The organism is Marinobacter sp. DUT-3 (assembly GCF_050379435.1).
In the GTDB taxonomy this organism is placed as follows: domain Bacteria; phylum Pseudomonadota; class Gammaproteobacteria; order Pseudomonadales; family Oleiphilaceae; genus Marinobacter.
In genome coordinates, this window is record NZ_JBNRMG010000005.1 from 262,595 (window position 1) to 276,432 (window position 13,838).

Sequence of the window (13,838 nt, forward strand, 5' to 3'; positions counted from 1 at the left end):
AAATGTAAAGAAGAAGATTCCGGCATGTCATGTTGGGTCCGCGTTCAATATCATACCGCGCTCCCAAAATACCGTAACCAGACAAGTGGAGTGGGTTCATGAAAGGAAAAGTCGGGCTTGTAATGGCCCTGTTGATGATGGCAGGTTGCGCTACTGCTACCGAGGAACTGCGGATCTATACTGAACAGTATCCTCCTTACAACATGACCACCAACGGCCAGCCGTTTGCCCACTCGAAAAAAGACATAACCGGCCTCTGTACGGACGTGCTGAAGGCACTGGTGGAACAGGCCAACCTGGAATACAGCATCAAACTCCGGGATCTCAGTTATGGCCTTAACCGCACCGAACGCCACCCGGACCACGGCATCTATTGCGTATCCAAAACAGAGGATCGTGAGCCGTCATTCAACTGGGTGGGCCCGCTGTCGTCCATCAAGTGGACGTTGTTTGCCGAGCCGGGATCGTCGATCGAGCTGAAGAATCTGGAAGACGCCCGGGAGTACCGGATCGGTGGCTATAAAGGCGATGTCATGACCGGCTACCTGACAGACAAGGGCTTCAACGTGTCTGCCATCAGTAATAATGGCCTTAACGCTCGCCGTCTGGTTCAGGATCAGATTGATCTGTGGGTAGCGGACGGCCTGGCAGGCCCGTACCTGGCCGCTGATGCCTCAGACGTGACCGATCTTGAACCAGTCCTGGTCTTCCGCGAAACCCCCATGTACCTCGCGGTTCACAAAGACACCGATCCTGAGATTCTGCGCGCCCTGAATGAAAGCTATCAACAACTGGTTGAATCCGGGGAAAAGGATACTATTTCTCAGTCTTACGGCTTGTAACAGAGCCGGGCGACGACGAATAGGCCGCATGCAGCTGATTGTCCTGCTCAGCCAATACGGTAGCCATGCTTATGATTGCCCGCGCCATGCCGCGACCCAGGTTTAACAGGATAACGCCGAAAGCTTCCGGGTCGCGCTGGTGAAGCTCTATGAACTGAGCGCAGCTGATCTCAAGCACGACCGAGTCCACATCCGCCGTCGTGCTGGCAGGGCGGTCCCTGAGGGCGATCATTGGCACGAAGCCCATGTCGTCGCCCGTTTCATGGCTGCGCGCGAGTGTCCAACCGCCATCATGCCTCGGCATGAAGGTATTAACCCTGCCGCTCAAAACAATATAGAAGGATTCGCTACGCTCACCGGCGCTATAAAGACGTTCTCCGGCGTCGAGCGCAATCACCCGCCCGCCTTGCATCAGACGCAGTATCACCTGGTCAGGAAGAGCGCCTAAAGTGGAAAGTTCACGAAAATAGGCGGGGCCCTGCGCCTGCCAGAATTCCAGGGCATCGATCTCATTCATGCGGCTGCCACTCGGTGTTTCTGGTTCCCTGCTCTTCTGAGTATAGCCTATCGTCCCAGCCCAAACAGGGCTCCGCCGCCCCCGAAATGTTCCCGGAACTCCCTGTTAGTGAGGCAAATGCGAACTGCCACTAACAAACCGAATGTTACAGTTCGTAACCATCGAACTGTGAAGACATTCCCTACCTGGCTCGCACATTCCGGGCACAATCTTGGTCCCCCTTGGCGCAAGGGGTCATCAGGGAGTTTTTCAAAATATTCCTGGCAAAGAACCAACAAGGAAAGGTCATGCAGTCCCCTACCGAACGTGCTTTATCCCAACCTCAGAGCGCTCTTACCCTGATTCTCACCTCCAGCCTTCTGCTGGCTGGCTGCCTGGACAGTGGCAGTGGTGACAACAAAAACGACTCATCCCATGGCACATCTCCGCCGGCGACCTCAACACCGCAGACGACAAGCTCACCGACACTGGACGAACAGCTGCGCAGCGCCAGTCCCTGGCAAGCCATACCGATTCCGGAACCAAACGAGCTGACGACGCCGGATGTCATGGACCTGGAAGACCAGGAAGCCATCCTTGTGGAAGCAAGGCCGGGCCAGTGCCTGTCGAGTCGCAACGACCCGCCAGTACCCGGTAGTACCGTTACCCTCGCAACCTGCAATGGCTCTGCGCGGCAGCAGGTATTGCGCGTGGATAAGCTACTCAGCTTGGGCGGGCTTTGTATAAGCGCCCGAACCAATAAACAACCCATATTGGAAGCCTGTACAGCGGGCAAGGCCAGCCAGCAGTTTGAACTCAAGCCGGACGGGGCCATGGGCCTGGTTGGTTCCAACCAGGTGTTTGATGTGACCGGTGACCAGCGTATTGTCACCTGGGCCGCCCACGGCGGGCACAATCAGCGCTTCAGCTTTCTGAGCGACGTTCAAGACAAGGTAGACAGCTACCCGGTAACCGTCGACTTCCCCATCACCGACAGCACCCAAGCGACCCAACAGGCTGAACTGGATGCGCTCAATGCCATGCAGCCACCAGCGCCCCAACTGTATGACCGCAGTGACTTGCTGCATCTGTTTGCCGGCGATGTGCCCACCGATGCCGAGCGGGTTGCCATACGCTTTCCCGTGGACCGTCGCTTCGACAATGGAAGCGTGCAGGGCTGGAGCGCGCAACTGAAAAACTGGACTTTCAGCCGCACCTACGCTGCGCCGGGAGAGATTGTCCGCATTCACGTCGAAGATGATAAAGCACAGGCCGAGGGCCTTTTCGCCATTATCAACGTACGTACAGACAACCTCCGCCTCGGACATGGCAACAGCGATGACGAGCTCAAGCGCCCCGGCAGCCTGAGCCTGCGGGTCGCGCTCCAGGCTGGGGACAATTATGTCCGCAATCCCTATGGCGGCAGCATCGTGATCGAGTCTACCGGCAACGATGAACATACTTCCTGGGTCCGGGTTCTCGGCGGCATCCGCCAGCCCTTTTTTGACCTGACGAGCCAGGATCACGAGGACTGGCTGGAAGCTCGCCACCACCCCGCACCCTTTGCCATATTACAGGCCCCGCAAATTGCTATAGGCCTGTACGACCGCGAACGCTGGGAAGCCATAGACCAACCTGTTGAACTGATGCAGAACTACGAGAGGGTAATGGAACTGAGCCGCCACATCACAGGTTTCGACCGTGACGGCACCGGCGTTCACCGCTGGCCGGATGGCCGCCAGTTTCTGGTCCAGGATGTGGAAATCAGCGCCGGATTCGCCCATGCGGGCTTTCCCATCATGGCGCAGCCCGGATTCCGCATCGATCGGCTGTCGGACAGCGTCTTCAGCTGGGGCGTGGCGCACGAAATTGGCCACAATTACCAGCATCAGTGCCTTTCATCCTACCGCTATGGCGTAGAGTCCACAGTCAACCTCTGGAGCAACTACGTTGAAGAGCAGGTGGGACTGCCCGCGCGCATTGAAAGCGATAACCGATACGACAGTGCCATCAGCCGTCTCAACGACGTCAGTGACTTTAATGATTTCGATGTGTGGGAAAAACTGATTTTTCAGATGCAGATGATCTATGGCTTGCCTGGTCACTGGGACAACTACCGTAACGCCCTGCGACAATTGCGCGAACTCCCCGGGGACCGTCGCAACCAGATCTGCAACAGCGAGCAGGCTCAGTGGGATATCTGGTACGAAGTGATGAGCGAAGTCAGCGGCTATGACCTGACAGACCACTTTAACACCTGGCAGGTCCCCATCAGTCCGGAAGCCATTGGGAGAGTCGAGGCCCTGAGCCTCCCCAATCCGCCGACGGACCTGTCGCAAGTCCGCGGCAGGCCCTATTGAAACGTGCTTCCACTCAACCGAAGTAATCCTGCATCCAGTCAAACAGCGTGCCCACATCCATATCGGACAGGGGCACCTGTTTGAAATCGTTGCCAACCTCATCATCCATAGTCACAAACTGGTAGAGCACCATACCGGGTTGTCCATCGTGCAGGATGAGTGTGATGCGGCGGCGGGTGCGCAGGCAGTCGATGGTCATGACATCGGCGGGGATACCGGAATCCCGCATGCCGCGGCGCACTTCCACCACCGGGTTAATGTGCTGGTGAGTGGCCTGGATTCGGGCATGGGCATCACTGGCCATGTCGGACAGGGTTTTCAATGGCTCTTCTGACATTGGCCGAGTGTCTCCTCTTGCTGGCTCGCAATATGAAGGGCGTATTCTGCTAGAAGCGTGCCCTGCCCCGCAACAGCACCTGCATGTCGTCGATGCTGTCATCCCCATCCAGCGGAAAAGCAAAATCCAGGTGCAGCATCCTCTGCACCTCAATCCGGCTCGACGCCAGCCGCAGCCCAAAACCCACGTCTTTCAGCACGCCTTCATCCGGACCGTTGTTCCGGCCGTCACTGAACCAGGCTCGCCCTATGTCCGAGAACAAAACGCCGCCAAGACGAAACAGTTTGAAAGGATGCCAGTCCGGGAAGTAGCGCCGCTCGATCGTCCAGAGCGCCCGCCGGTTACCCTGCTGGTACTCGCTCGGATAACCGCGCAGGCCGGTATCACCGCCGATCAGTAGCTGCTGGTCCACGGTCAGGTTGTGGGCAGCAGTAAAAGACAGATTGGTGTACCAGCTGTTCCAGCGCACCGAACCACCATGGAAGTATTCCACACTGAGTGTCCCCAACAGGTTCTCGACCCGGCTCTCATCGAATCGCCAGGTGCCACTCTGGCTGAACCCGTAGCTGGCGTAATTGGTATCGGTGGTCAGAAGCGCGTCGCGAAAATCCATATTCAGTACGGCGCGGTCCTCGGTGGCACCAAGCCCGGGGGAGGAATAACCCAGTTCCGTGCGCCACACAAAACCGTCCCGCACGTCCTCCACCCGCTGTAGTCGGGTCAGATTCGTCATTTCCCGGAATCGGTTCTCGCGGTAGTCAAAGCCAATCCACGGGTAGCTCACCGTTCGATCTTCCGGTAACACGTCAAGGTTGGGCTCATCCGGCAGACGTTCGAAATCCAGTGCTTCATAGCGGTAGCCGGCCAGCAGCCTCACCTGGCGATCATTGCGCTCCGCCAGCCGCCATCCCACATCGACACTGACGTAGTCGCGGCTGCGGCGGTAATCCGCAATGTCTTCCGCACCCACAAAGCGGGACTCCTCGCGCACATCGTCCACGCCACTCAGTCCAACACGCCAGTTCGCCTGCTCGCTGTAGAACGGGCGTTCCAGGTAGGCACTGCGACCACGGCCATCGCTTCGTCTATCGTAGGCAAATCCACTCTGCCAGTGGGAACCGAAGACGTTCGGATCATCAAAATACACACTGGTTTCGGTGCGGTCGGAATCCCTCGTGTAGGACACCCCCACGCTTTTTCCGGACCCCAGAAAATTCGGGTCCGACAGCCCGGTGTTGGTCGTGTTGTCGCCGCCGGACCGCGAAGCCCCAACGGTGGGCAGCAGCGTCCAGGTGTCCCGCACCAGAACACTCACCTCTACCTCATTGCCGCACACATGGGTCACACCGACCCATGCAGCCGTCAGGTACTCGCGTTGACGGAGGATGCGTTCGGACTCGGCGATCAGGCCCGGTTGGTAGACATCACTTTCTTCGAATACCAACTGGGCGCGTAAAGCAGACTCCCAGGTGGGCGTATTGAGTGCGTTCAGCATCCGGTAGAGAACATTGTCCTGTTCCGGATCACTGACATCGAAAATCGGACGGCGAACAACACGAATCCGACCAATGCGGGCCCCCTCCGGAATCACCAGGTCACTCTGCCGCGCCAGCTGGTCCCGGGGCTGATCAAGATCAATCGCCTCCGGCTGAACTTCGCTGGCAACACAGTTTTCTGTAGGGGTCTGGGCCCCGGCAGACAGGCTGAGAAGAGATATCCAATAAACCAGCAGGGGGCGACACATTCTAAGCATCATCCAACTATAGCGCCTGTTCCGGCCTGCGTCAGTGACAAGGCATGCCTTGAACTTATAGACATCGGCGTTATCAACTGTTCCAGGTATGTTAGGGTAAATGCTTTGATTTCTGGAACGTCCGGCCCATGCGCATCCGAATCACCCACCAAAGAATCACCATTGCACTGCAGCTGATTCTGCTGGCAGAGACAGTCTTCGCCATATGGGGCCAACGCTGGTTTACCGCGTTCCTGACCGCCATGATCATCGCGATCACGTTCTTTCCGGTGCTATTTGAACGTCGGTTCCGCATACACATCCCGCCAGAACTTCAACTCGCAGCTATCGGGTTCGTGTTCGCCTCCCTGTTTCTGGGCGAGATACGCGATTACTACACCCGATTCTGGTGGTGGGATATGGCATTACATACCCTGTCCGGCTTTTTGCTTGGCATTCTCGGCTTTCTGCTTGTACACATAATGAACGAGACTGAGAAAATCCAGGTCCACATGAAGCCTGGTTTTGTGGCCTTTTTCGCGTTCATGTTCGCCTTGGGCGTGGGTGCGCTGTGGGAAATAGTCGAATTCACCATGGATTCCGTGTTCGGCATGAACATGCAAAAGCCCATGCTGGGTGACCCATCCGGGCTGACGGATACCATGTGGGACCTGATCGTCGATGCCCTGGGCGCTCTGGTAATTTCGGTACTGGGCTGGCGCTACCTCAAGAATCCCGGTGCGAGATCATTCCTGGAACGCTGGATCGACGCGTTCATTGAGCGCAATCCCCGGTTCTTCAGGCCGTGAAGGTACAACGGCCCCGGTCAACAAAACAACAAGGAGCTAACGAAAATGACCACACTGATCGTAGGTTTGGTTCTGTTTCTCGGTCTGCACTCGCTGTCCATCGTCAACGAGCCGCTGCGTAATCGCCTGCATGCCTCCCTGGGCGAAGCCACGTTCAAGGGGCTCTTCTCGCTGGCCTCCCTGATCGGTCTGGTGCTGATCATCTGGGGCTATGGGGCCGCCCGCCTGGATCCGACGGTGGTCTACATGCCGCCGGGCTGGCTCCGGCATCTGGCCATGCTACTTCTGATTCCGGTTTTTCCGCTGCTGTTCGCCACCTATTTCCCGGGCAAGATCAAGGCAAAACTGGGGCACCCGATGCTGGTGGCGGTCAAACTCTGGGCGCTGGCTCACCTGCTGGCCAACGGAATGCTTCATGACCTGTTACTGTTCGGCTCCTTCCTGGCATGGGCCGTGGTCGACCGGATCTCCCTGAAACGCAGAGCCCAGCGGCCCATTGCCACACTCCCGGCCAGCAAGGCGAATGACGCCATTGCCATTGTCGGCGGCCTTGCAGTGTATGTGGTGACGGTGTTCTGGGCTCACCAGTGGCTCTTTGGTGTGGCGCCGGTCTGATAAACACGTTCCTGCATCCTGATCAGTGGCGTTGGGTTGAGGTGAGCAGTATTTAAAGACTGTCCGACAGCAGCTCCAACGCATACTGGGCCGCCACCGAATTGCCGTTATCGTCGAGCGCCGGCGACCAGACACAAACGGAGAAGCGGCCCGGCACGATCGCCACGATGCCGCCACCGACGCCACTCTTGGCCGGTAGACCGACACGGTAGGCAAACTCACCAGCAGCATCGTACATACCGGAGGTAAACAGTAGAGAATTGATTCTGCGTGCCAGTTCCGGTGCCACGAATTGCTCGTCCGCCTGTCGCGAATATCCCTCCGCGGCCAGGTAGTTCAGCGCCACCGCCAGATCAACGCAACTCATGTTTAGCGAACAGCAGGCGAAATAAGCGTGGAGCACATCATCAACCTCGTTATGGATGTTGCCGAACGCTTTCGTCAAATAGGCCACCGCGGCATTCCGCGAACGGTGTTCCCATTCCGAGGCCAGAACACTCCGATCGATCAGGATGGACGAATTGCCAGACAGACGCCGCGCCACATCCTGGATGACCTGCGCCGGCGTCGCGAAGGCGCTGACCAATGAGTCGGCAACGACGATTGCACCGGCGTTGATGAATGGATTTCGCGGCTTGCCCCGTTCCGCCTCAAGCTGCGTCAGGGAGTTGAACGGCATGCCCGAAGGATTGAGCCCGACCCGCTCCCAGAGTGCGTTGCCGATGGCGCGTAGCGACAGAGTCAGCAGAAACACCTTCGATATACTCTGGACCGAAAATGACTCCCGGGCATCGCCAGCCGCGTAAACGCGGCCGTCGTTGGTGCAAATCGCAATACCGAAGCGATTTGCATCCTGCTTTGACAGCGCCGGAATATAGCTCGCAACTTGCCCTTGGCCGAGCCGGGTACGCGCCTGTTGGTGAATACCTTCCAGCCACTCCTGCATGTTTTCAGGTCCGTCAATCGTCGATGATTTGCCCAGGCGCGAAGCCATCCTCACGCCCGGAAATTGCGCCAACAGATTCATCGCGTAGCTGCAATGCTTTCAGCAACGAACGGGGCAGCCCTTTGTCGGTCTTCAGGTTCGATCTTCCAGGCTGCCGCGTCGATATCGAGATCGGCAAAATTGGCAGCATCGAAAACCGGTTGCTTGATGCCTGCTTCTACCTGGTCATCGAAATCACGCAGGATCCTCAGTCCTGGCTGCATCAGCATGATCAACGCAAGCAGGTTCGCCAGTGCCAGCAAGCCCATCGTCACGTCTGCAAACCCGAATACGGTTCCCAGGTCGGTAGTTGCCCCCCAGCCACACAGGCCGATAACGGCGATGCGGAAAACGTTGAACAGCGTGCGATTCTCTTCGCTAAAGAAGTTGAGGCTGTTCTCGCCCAGGTAGTAGTTGTAAAGAATGGTGCTGAAACCGAAAAGCAGCAGCGCAATGCTGACGAATTCGCGGCCCCACTCACCCACATGACTGGCCAGCGACATCTGGGTAAGCGCCACCCCGCCGATATCGCTGCCCTGGGTCGGGTCGTAGGCGGTGCCCATGAGAATGATTAACGCGGTACAGGTACACAATACAAGGGTATCAATGAACACCGAGAGCGCCTGCACCCCACCCTGGTTTACCGGGTGCGGTACATAGGCCACGGCGGCGACGTTCGGCGCACTGCCCAGTCCCGCTTCGTTGGAAAACAGCCCCCGCTTCACACCCATCAGTATGGCAGCGCCAATACCACCACCGACCGCAGGCTCCAGGCCGAAGGCGCTCTTGACGATCAGCGCCAGCATCGTAGGCACCTGATCGAGATTCATTGCCAGTACGACCACCGCGATCGCCAGGTAACCAAATGCCATGACCGGCACCAGTACTTCAGCCGTCCGGGCAATCCGTTTGACGCCACCAAAGATGATCACCCCGACGGTGATCGCCATCGCGATGCCGGTGTAAAGCACGGGAACACCGAAGGCATCCTCGAATGACGTAGCGATGGAGTATGACTGCAGCGCAGTGAAGCCGAAGCCAAAGGTCACTAGCAGCAGGATTGAATAGACCACCGCCAGCCAGTTCCACTTCTGCCCCAGCCCGCGTGAGATGTAATAAGCCGGGCCGCCACGAAAGGTGCCATCAGGTTCGGCCTTCTTGTAGGCCTGCGAGAGAGTACACTCCAGGAAACTGGTCGCCATGCCCATCAGGCCGACGACCCACATCCAGAATATGGCACCGGGCCCACCGAGGGTGATGGCGACCGCAACGCCGGCGATGTTGCCGCCGCCGACGCGACCGGCGACAGACAGCAGCAACGCCTGGAACGAGCTCAGGTGGCCTTGCTTGTCACGACTGAACACTTGGCCTGTGCCAAAAATTCGAAACATTCGGCCGAAGTAACGAAACTGTACGAAGCGCGATGCGACGGTAAAACCGATACCGACCGCGATCAGCATTGCGATAAGGACATAGCCCCATAGGATGTCGTTGAATAGTTCCAGCATCGGGAACCTCCACGTTTGTTGTTGTGAGTGTGCGGCACCCCTCTAACGACGGTGCCGCCACAGATAGAGCAAGCACTGCGCCAGGCTCGAAGAACTTCCTTAAGCCCTTGTTAAAAAAGAATAAAAAACGGAGATGAGCGGAAGTCGCTTACGTGGAAGGGGTATAACCTGAAGGGGCAAAAATCGACGCAGGCAAACATCAATCTTTAATTATCAATTAGTTACTAATGTTTCGCGAGGTTATAGCAGATCGAAAGGTTATAGGGGTTCAGCCTTCACCATGGCGATCAGGACTGCTGCTTTTTTATTCGTTTGCTCAACGCCGGCTGGGAGATGCCCAACAGCCGCGAGGCAATGGACTGGTTACCCTCGGCACGCCTCATCGCCTCCTGAACCAGCAAATCTGCCACATCACTCAGCGCCGGCAACGGCTCATCAGCAACGAAAACAGAGCGGCGCTCGACAGGCGCGCAAGCGGTTTCCGAATCATTAAAATCGATGGCTCGCTTGAAAACAGTCATCGACAACATGCGGGAACGATGAACGCTTACGGCGTCATACACCATCGCCCGCAACTCCCGCACGTTGCCGGGAAAGGCGTAGTTGGACAGAAGCACCGGCAGTTCACCTGGAACAACCGGCTTGGTTTTACCCATCTCCTCGGCAGCCTTGGCAAGAAAGTGCTCCAGCAACAGCGGGATATCCTGCTTGCGATGCCTTAACGGAGGTATCTGCACATGGTGGGTACGCAGGCGGTAGTATAGATCCTTGCGAAACTCGCCCGCGGCCTGCTTCTTTGCCAGGTCCTGATGGGTTGCAACCAGCACCCTGGCCCGCAGCTGTTTCGGCCGGTCGCTACCGAGGGGATAGTATTCCCCCTCCTGCAGCAGCCGCAGCAGCTTGACCTGGGAGGCCATACTGAGATCGCCAATCTCGTCGAGGAACAGCGTCCCTTCCGCTGCCTGCTCGATCATCCCGGCACGCGCACTGTCGGCACCGGTAAACGCACCACGCTGGTGGCCGAACAGGGTGTCCGCGAACATGTTGTCATCGAGCCCGGCGACATTGACACAGACCAGCGATCCCGGGCGTTCGCTCAGGGTATGTGTCGCGCGGGCGATCAGTTCCTTGCCGGTCCCGCTTTCGCCGCAGACCAGGATCGGCTCGCGGCTCACCGCCACCGACTCCAGGTACTGGAACACCGAACGCATACCCTTATCACCAGTGATAATAGGCGCGAAAGCCTCGGGGTAATCCAGCGTGTCATTGAGGACATGTCGGCGCAGGGCCTGGTTTTCCTGCCGCAACTCCTGCAGCCGGATAGCCCGCTTGATACCCTCGATCAACCGGTCCTGCTCGTCGGTTTTGACGAAATAGTCGAAAGCGCCGAGCTTGATACAATTGACGGCTGTTTCCACCTGGTTCAGCCCACTGATGACGATCACACCCACATCCGGGTGCTCCTCGACAATCTGGTGCAACAGCTTTTCGCCACCAATGTGCGGCATGGTCAGATCAAGCGTCACAAGGCCGATATTTTCCCGAGCCAGTATACCCATCACGTCGCGGCTGTCCTGACAACGGTGAATATTGGTGATACCACCGCCGCGTTCCAGTGCAATCCCGAGACTTCGCAGAAACGAGGGCTCGTCGTCTACCAGCAACACACCAAACGTGGGGTACAGGTTCTTCGTCATCGAACGTGGCTCCAGTCGCATCTGAGGATATTCACGGGGTTGTGTCGGAACTTTCAGGCTGCAGTGCCGGCAGAGACAGTCGAACGGTGGTTCCCTCTCCTGCTTTGGAATCGAAGGTCAGTCGCCCCTGATGTTCGTGCACAATACCGGCCGACACCGAAAGCCCGAGACCGGTGCCACCACTCTCGCGTTTGGTGGTAAAAAACGGATCGGTCAGACGGTTCATGACGTCGGGGGCCATACCACAGCCCTGATCCCTGACCTCCAGCAATACCTGGGGCTGCCCCATTTTATCAGTATCGGTATAGGTTCTTAGAAATATACCCTGCTGCGGATTTTCCAGCGCCTGGCAGGCATTCACGATAAGGTTGATCACCACCTGCTCGATCCGCTGGGCATTGCCCCTCACTGCCGGCAGATCCGCACCGTAGTTAACCTCAAAATGACATGTCGCTTTGCGGATTGAATTGTCCACCAGCCGGATTGCGGTCACAACGATGGCGTTGAAATCCGGGATCTCGGTCAGGTCCGTACTGCCGTCGCGGGAGAAGTCCTTCAGGTCGCCAACAATTCGTTTGATGCGTTGGCTGCCTTCCAGCATTTCGTCAAGCATAAGGGGAATCTCATCCCGCATACGCGAGTACTCAAGCCCTCCGAGCATGAAATCTCCATGCTCGCGATAGTGAGCATCAAGTATGTCCAGGCAATCTGCATAGGCGTCCTGTAGCACCGGCAGGTTCAGCAGCAGGAGGCTGCTTGGGTTGTTGATCTCATGAGCGACACCCGAGACCAGCACACCCAGTGACGTCATCTTGTCGGCCTGGATCAACTGCTGTTGATGTTCGCGCAGAGACCTGGAACGGCTGTCCACTTCCCGCTGTAATGTCCGGTTCCAGATCACAATACTGCCCAGGATCAACAGCAGTGTGCCGGACACGGCCGCGCCGACCTGACCGATCAGCTTCCATGGAATGCCGCCATCCTCTTTAAGCGGCCCCAGCCATTCGTCGTAGATCTCCTGATAACGGCCCGTATTCTTGAGAATCGCCACCCCCTCGGAAAACTGGGCCAGCAGATCGGACTGCCCCTTCCTGACAGCATATCCATACGACAACGAGAAGGGTCTCGCCACCGGCACGATGTTGGTCAGGCCCAACTGCTGTGTCAGGTAGAGCGCCGGCAGATTGGCAACCAGCGCATAATCCCCCTTCCCCGAGGCCAGCAAACGTAGTGCGTCGGCGTGGGTGTCGACAGGAAGCAGCCTGGCGCCGACCTGATGCTCAATCAGGTAATCCTCCATGATGTCGCCACGCTGTACGATGACTTCTTTTCCCTTAAGGCCGCTCACATCGACAACCGGATCGCCACGCCGGGCAAAGATTGATTGATGCACAATCGCATGGGGTGGCGAGAAGTCGAAGACCTTGGCGCGCTCATCGGAATACGACATCCCCTGAAGCACATCGATCTCGCCATCGACAAACCTTTTGCGCATTTCAGACCACTCGCCCAGCTCGAATTTGACGTTGATGCCCATGACCTCGGCAATCGCCCGGGTCAGCTCAACATTGTAGCCAGCGGGCTCGCCGTTCTCGTCGATAAACTCATAGGGAGGATGATAGTGGTCTCCGCCCACAATGATCTGCTGCTTGCTGCGCTCAAGCGGGGCTGCCTCAATCGACAACGAGGTCACTACACACAACAGCAGTGACAACAGCTGAAGCCAACGAATGGCGGCCTGGTCCGTTGAGAAAAACTGCACTCGTTTCATTGTCTGCGTCAGCCCAGTGGATGATAAAAGGCGCCAGATGGGCAAGATTTCGTTTCAGCCTTGTCCGGTAATCATCGCCTGTATGCCTGCCTGTTTTATGGAGACAGACGGAAACGCAGACTAGCACCCGTCCGGGCTCTCGGAAAGATACTGTACGCAATGGAAAGCGAAGGAGTCGGCAACGGTTGCCCCGGGAGCAGACTCCCGGGGCCCTGTATATGACTTACCGAACAATCATATTGGTTGCTGTCGCGTGGGCATACAGCTTACCTGCTTCATCGCGGAGGTAGCCCTCAGAAATCACCAGCGAACGACCGGCGTTGATGACTTTTCCCTCAGCAATCATGTTGGTGTTGAACGGAATGGGCCGGCACATCTTGATATTCAGGTCGGTTGTACCGTAGCCCTCCCCCGCCTGCAGCACCGTGTGGGTCGCACACCCGGTGACAGAGTCCAGAACCGTTGCGGCAAAGCCACCATGCACCCCGCCCAACGGGTTGGTATGGCTGGCATCCGCCGTGGCAATAAACACAACGCGACCATGCTCCACCTCAGAAGGTTTCATCGGGATGGTCTTGGCGATTCCGGGCGTAGGAAATAAGCCCTCGGCAAATGCCTGCATGATTTCGAGGCCGGTCATCTCTTTTGGATCAATCATCTTTCGATACTCCTTCATTCAATTACGT

12 protein-coding genes are annotated in these 13,838 nt (G+C 57.3%); 4 read left to right on the top strand and 8 right to left on the bottom strand.

What is annotated here, in order from left to right:
- Window positions 1-98 precede the first annotated feature (98 nt).
- On the top strand, window positions 99-842 hold the full coding sequence (locus tag ACQUWM_RS11670; protein WP_406999474.1) for a substrate-binding periplasmic protein: 744 nt from the start codon (window positions 99-101) through the stop codon (window positions 840-842).
- On the opposite strand, the gene ACQUWM_RS11675 is transcribed toward ACQUWM_RS11670, so the two are convergent.
- Entirely contained in the window at window positions 817-1,359 is a 543-nt protein-coding gene (locus ACQUWM_RS11675) for a Crp/Fnr family transcriptional regulator (protein ID WP_406999476.1), read from the bottom strand. The genes ACQUWM_RS11670 and ACQUWM_RS11675 overlap by 26 nt on opposite strands.
- A gap of 287 nt (window positions 1,360-1,646) precedes the next feature.
- Between ACQUWM_RS11675 and ACQUWM_RS11680 the strand changes: the two genes are divergently transcribed.
- Window positions 1,647-3,698 (top strand): M60 family metallopeptidase, encoded by a 2,052-nt coding sequence (locus ACQUWM_RS11680; protein WP_428922259.1) that lies wholly within the window; start codon window positions 1,647-1,649, stop codon window positions 3,696-3,698.
- Between the two features lie 13 nt (window positions 3,699-3,711).
- Here the strand turns inward: ACQUWM_RS11680 and ACQUWM_RS11685 are convergent, their stop codons facing one another.
- Window positions 3,712-4,035 carry a hypothetical protein gene (locus tag ACQUWM_RS11685; protein ID WP_406999480.1) on the bottom strand — a complete coding sequence of 108 codons (324 nt, stop codon included), beginning with the start codon at window positions 4,033-4,035 and terminating at the stop codon, window positions 3,712-3,714.
- Between the two features lie 49 nt (window positions 4,036-4,084).
- The gene (locus ACQUWM_RS11690; RefSeq protein ID WP_428922260.1) at window positions 4,085-5,779 is read right to left on the bottom strand and encodes a BamA/TamA family outer membrane protein; all 1,695 of its coding nucleotides are present in this window, start codon (window positions 5,777-5,779) and stop codon (window positions 4,085-4,087) included.
- Between the two features lie 137 nt (window positions 5,780-5,916).
- Between ACQUWM_RS11690 and ACQUWM_RS11695 the strand changes: the two genes are divergently transcribed.
- Together ACQUWM_RS11695 and ACQUWM_RS11700 are read left to right on the top strand one after the other, a co-directional pair.
- A complete protein-coding gene (locus ACQUWM_RS11695; protein WP_406999484.1) occupies window positions 5,917-6,576 on the top strand; it encodes a hypothetical protein in 660 nt (219 codons plus the stop codon).
- A 45-nt stretch (window positions 6,577-6,621) separates the two neighbouring features.
- Window positions 6,622-7,191, top strand: coding sequence for an NnrU family protein (locus ACQUWM_RS11700; protein WP_406999485.1), 570 nt, complete (start codon window positions 6,622-6,624; stop codon window positions 7,189-7,191).
- A 52-nt stretch (window positions 7,192-7,243) separates the two neighbouring features.
- Here the strand turns inward: ACQUWM_RS11700 and glsB are convergent, their stop codons facing one another.
- The 5 genes from glsB to ACQUWM_RS11725 form a co-directional block, all read right to left on the bottom strand.
- On the bottom strand, window positions 7,244-8,137 hold the full coding sequence (gene glsB, locus ACQUWM_RS11705; RefSeq protein WP_406999704.1) for a glutaminase B: 894 nt from the start codon (window positions 8,135-8,137) through the stop codon (window positions 7,244-7,246).
- 77 nt (window positions 8,138-8,214) lie between these two features.
- A complete protein-coding gene (locus tag ACQUWM_RS11710; protein WP_406999487.1) occupies window positions 8,215-9,684 on the bottom strand; it encodes an alanine/glycine:cation symporter family protein in 1,470 nt (489 codons plus the stop codon).
- A gap of 287 nt (window positions 9,685-9,971) precedes the next feature.
- Window positions 9,972-11,381, bottom strand: coding sequence for a sigma-54-dependent transcriptional regulator (locus ACQUWM_RS11715; RefSeq protein WP_428922261.1), 1,410 nt, complete (start codon window positions 11,379-11,381; stop codon window positions 9,972-9,974).
- A 31-nt stretch (window positions 11,382-11,412) separates the two neighbouring features.
- Window positions 11,413-13,152, bottom strand: coding sequence for a transporter substrate-binding domain-containing protein (locus ACQUWM_RS11720; RefSeq protein WP_406999491.1), 1,740 nt, complete (start codon window positions 13,150-13,152; stop codon window positions 11,413-11,415).
- Between the two features lie 223 nt (window positions 13,153-13,375).
- Window positions 13,376-13,810: a PaaI family thioesterase gene (locus ACQUWM_RS11725; protein ID WP_406987089.1), complete on the bottom strand. Its 435-nt coding sequence runs from the start codon at window positions 13,808-13,810 to the stop codon at window positions 13,376-13,378.
- Window positions 13,811-13,838: the final 28 nt, after the last annotated feature.

Bases quoted from the DNA above. Each gene is read 5' to 3' on its own strand.
- ACQUWM_RS11670 (WP_406999474.1), top strand. From the start codon at position 99: ATGAAAGGAAAAGTCGGGCTTGTAATGGCCCTGTTGATGATGGCAGGT.
- ACQUWM_RS11675 (WP_406999476.1), bottom strand. From the start codon at position 1,359: ATGAATGAGATCGATGCCCTGGAATTCTGGCAGGCGCAGGGCCCCGCC.
- ACQUWM_RS11680 (WP_428922259.1), top strand. From the start codon at position 1,647: ATGCAGTCCCCTACCGAACGTGCTTTATCCCAACCTCAGAGCGCTCTT.
- ACQUWM_RS11685 (WP_406999480.1), bottom strand. From the start codon at position 4,035: ATGTCAGAAGAGCCATTGAAAACCCTGTCCGACATGGCCAGTGATGCC.
- ACQUWM_RS11690 (WP_428922260.1), bottom strand. From the start codon at position 5,779: ATGTGTCGCCCCCTGCTGGTTTATTGGATATCTCTTCTCAGCCTGTCT.
- ACQUWM_RS11695 (WP_406999484.1), top strand. From the start codon at position 5,917: ATGCGCATCCGAATCACCCACCAAAGAATCACCATTGCACTGCAGCTG.
- ACQUWM_RS11700 (WP_406999485.1), top strand. From the start codon at position 6,622: ATGACCACACTGATCGTAGGTTTGGTTCTGTTTCTCGGTCTGCACTCG.
- glsB (WP_406999704.1), bottom strand. From the start codon at position 8,137: ATGCAGGAGTGGCTGGAAGGTATTCACCAACAGGCGCGTACCCGGCTC.
- ACQUWM_RS11710 (WP_406999487.1), bottom strand. From the start codon at position 9,684: ATGCTGGAACTATTCAACGACATCCTATGGGGCTATGTCCTTATCGCA.
- ACQUWM_RS11715 (WP_428922261.1), bottom strand. From the start codon at position 11,381: ATGACGAAGAACCTGTACCCCACGTTTGGTGTGTTGCTGGTAGACGAC.
- ACQUWM_RS11720 (WP_406999491.1), bottom strand. From the start codon at position 13,152: ATGAAACGAGTGCAGTTTTTCTCAACGGACCAGGCCGCCATTCGTTGG.
- ACQUWM_RS11725 (WP_406987089.1), bottom strand. From the start codon at position 13,810: ATGATTGATCCAAAAGAGATGACCGGCCTCGAAATCATGCAGGCATTT.